This window comes from Pseudomonas sp. LAMO17WK12:I10 (assembly GCF_900215185.1).
Lineage (GTDB): Bacteria > Pseudomonadota > Gammaproteobacteria > Pseudomonadales > Pseudomonadaceae > Aquipseudomonas > Aquipseudomonas chlororaphis.
In genome coordinates this window covers 1-2771 of record NZ_OBDX01000075.1, presented here as the reverse complement: position 1 = coordinate 2771, position 2771 = coordinate 1, and the positions used below count along the sequence as shown (strand labels likewise).

Sequence of the window (2771 nt, the reverse complement as noted above, 5' to 3'; positions counted from 1 at the left end):
GAGTTCGTATCGCTTGGCCATCAGGGGCTCCTGCCGTTGATGGCGGCGATTTTACCCATTTCGATGTTTCAAGGGTTTTCGTACAGAACCTAGTGACCGTTACATTTTTTCATTGCCATAGGATAACGAAAGGAAAGTCATCATCTCACTGCTGGCGTTCGATCTCGGCACGGAGTAGTACTTTTGCGCGCTACAACCTGTGGTATCACCGGGGACCCTGGCGGATTCTTTAGAGCACGGGGTCGGAAACCCGCGGGGCTTTGGTAGCGGAAGGTGTTCCAGCTTACTGAAATTCAAACGTTGAAATTGAAAGGATCTTGAAGAAAAAGGGGCATCGTTACCGGGACGGTAACGGTGAGCTTTGATCGGTCATTTCGTAGGGCAAATGTACAGGTGAACAGGTAGTTCACCGGGTTCACCTGTTCACTAAGCTGGGAGTTCTCCCGCTAACAGGATCCCGCGGGTTTCCGACCCCGTACCGCCGGATAAACCTCAGGGTCCCCGGCAGATTTCTAGGCAGACGGCACCTCACAAGCATCCTGGCGTTCGGCGACCCAGCGCTCGAATTCTGCATTAGTCGATGCCAAGCCAGTATTGCTTTCGCTGGCGGCACTCTAACTGATGGGGTGTGGGGCTCGAAAAGACGTGTTACAGGTGTTACGGGTGTTACGAGCGATGTTAACCAATTGAATTTATTGGGCTTTGTCGATGTTACACCCCGTTCATCTTTCGCGTGCATTGGGTGTTACAAGCCAAATGGGTGTTACAGCAGCATTTACAAATTTGGGTAACCCGTAGGCCGCAATCGGCCAAAAATTGCCATTTGTAATGGCCAGCTATCGACCAACATCAGACGTTCAAGTCATCCACTAAACACCGTGCGCGGCGATGAACATGGCGACGGCCGACCGGCAATAGGATTCGACTTCATTGTCGTCCTCTGCTTTCGCCTCATCGAAGCGCGCGATAATCAGGAGATCGGATCCTTTGAAAAGCGCGGCAAACAAGCGGGCGGACTGGAGAGGATCGGGCACGTTCAGAACCGCCTTCGCGTGCAACTGACGCAACAGGGCCTCGATTTGGGCGATGACATAGGCGGGGCCGGCTTCGTATTGGCGCTTGCTTAACGACTTTTGATTGGTCTTGTCGGCCATGATCATGGCTTCGACACTGCGCACGTCCGGGCTCAACAGCGTGCGAAGCAGGGTTGATCCCACCGCCATGAGCTGATCTTCGGCCGAACCGTCGACGCCTTCAAAAAGGGCCTGAGGTGCAAACTGCTGGCAGTGGGCCGCGATGGCCGCGCTGAACAGCGCCTCCTTGTTCTCGAAGTGCCGATAGATGCTTAGTTTGGATATCTTCGCCCGCTGGGCGACCTTGTCCATGGTCGTCGCTTGAAAACCCAATTCCACAAAAAGTTTGCCCGCGGCGTCGACTATCGTTTGGCCAAGCGCCTCGTTGGCGGGCCGGCCGCGCCGGCCCTGGTTGTTTTCGCTCATAAAAAATTCCAGTACTTTACAGTACTCTAATTCTTTTATTAGGGTGCTTTAGAGTATCTTAAATGTGCAAGCCAATCTCCCTTCATCCACAACGCGGAGCCCATCACCATGAATGACGTCATCATCATCGGCGGCAGCTTTGCCGGTCTTGCCGCCGCCTTGCAGCTCGGCCGTGCCCGGCGCAAGGTCACCGTTCTCGACACCGGCCTGCCGCGCAATCGCTTCGCCGACCACTCGCATGGCCTGCTCGGCCACGACCACAAGCCACCGCTGGAGATCCTGGTCGAGGCGCGGCAGCAGCTGGCGCGCTATCCGACGGTCAGGCTGGTCACTGCCCGGGCCGAGAGCATCTCCGGCGTCATCGACGATTTCTCCGTCCTCACTGGCGATGGCGAAAGCCTCAGGGCGCGCCGCCTGATCCTGAGCTATGGCGTCGCCGACTAGATGCCTGAAGTTCCCGGCTTTGCCGAAGGCTGGGGCAGCTCCATTGTGCCTTGCCCCTATTGCGACGGCTTTGAGGTTGCTGGTCGGCATTGGGGCCTCATCTGGTCCGGCCCGCCGTCGCACAACTACGTCAGGCTGTACCACGACTGGACCGACACATTGACGGTCTTCGCCAATGGTCACGACATTCCACCCGACATCCGGGCCGATCTGGCGCGCCGCGGCATCCCTGTCGTCGATGGCCGGATCACCGAAATCGACCATGACGAGAGCCATAACACCACCGTCAGGCTCGACGCCGGCCCCCCTGTCGCGGTCGACATCCTGTTCGCGCATCCGCGCAACAAGCCGTCTGCACGCCTGCATGAATCGCTGGGTCTCGCCACGGTCGATACGCCCCTGGGCATCGCCCTCAAAGTCGACGAGCGCCGCGAAACCAGCATGCCCGGCGTTTACGCCGCGGGCGACCTCGCCAATCCCCTCATGCCCTCGGTCACCACGGCATCATGGCAAGGCGCGATGGCGGGAATCTTCGCCCAGCAGTCGATGCTGGTTTGAGAGCACAGATACCCTTCTTCGATTGTCGCAGGCTTCTAAAGGTTGCGCCATTGTAGAGGCGGGTTTGGTCGAGACAATGCGCGCCTTGGCATCGGTCCAGCCTCTCCTTGCCTAGTTCAAAGGGTAGCTGGTTAGAGGGTGTAGACAAAATTATGTAGTGAGTCGGCGCGCGAGGATGCGTGCCTCGGCCAGCCACACCCACGCCTCACTCACAGCGAACAACCGGTCGTGATGCATAATTAGTCGTCGAGCCCTCTCATTCCAGGCATG

The 2771-nt window shown here is 57.7% G+C and carries 1 protein-coding gene and 2 pseudogenes; 1 reads left to right on the top strand and 2 read right to left on the bottom strand.

The features are described from left to right. Positions 1–869 precede the first annotated feature (869 nt). A complete protein-coding gene (locus CRO75_RS32110) occupies positions 870–1499 on the bottom strand; it encodes a TetR/AcrR family transcriptional regulator (protein ID WP_097140649.1) in 630 nt (209 codons plus the stop codon). A 108-nt stretch (positions 1500–1607) separates the two neighbouring features. Between CRO75_RS32110 and CRO75_RS32105 the strand changes: the two are divergent. Then, positions 1608–2501: pseudogene (locus tag CRO75_RS32105) on the top strand (NAD(P)/FAD-dependent oxidoreductase). Positions 2502–2651: 150 nt separating this feature from the next. Here CRO75_RS32105 and CRO75_RS32100 read toward each other — a convergent pair. After that, positions 2652–2771: pseudogene (locus CRO75_RS32100) on the bottom strand (IS5/IS1182 family transposase); the annotation flags it as partial.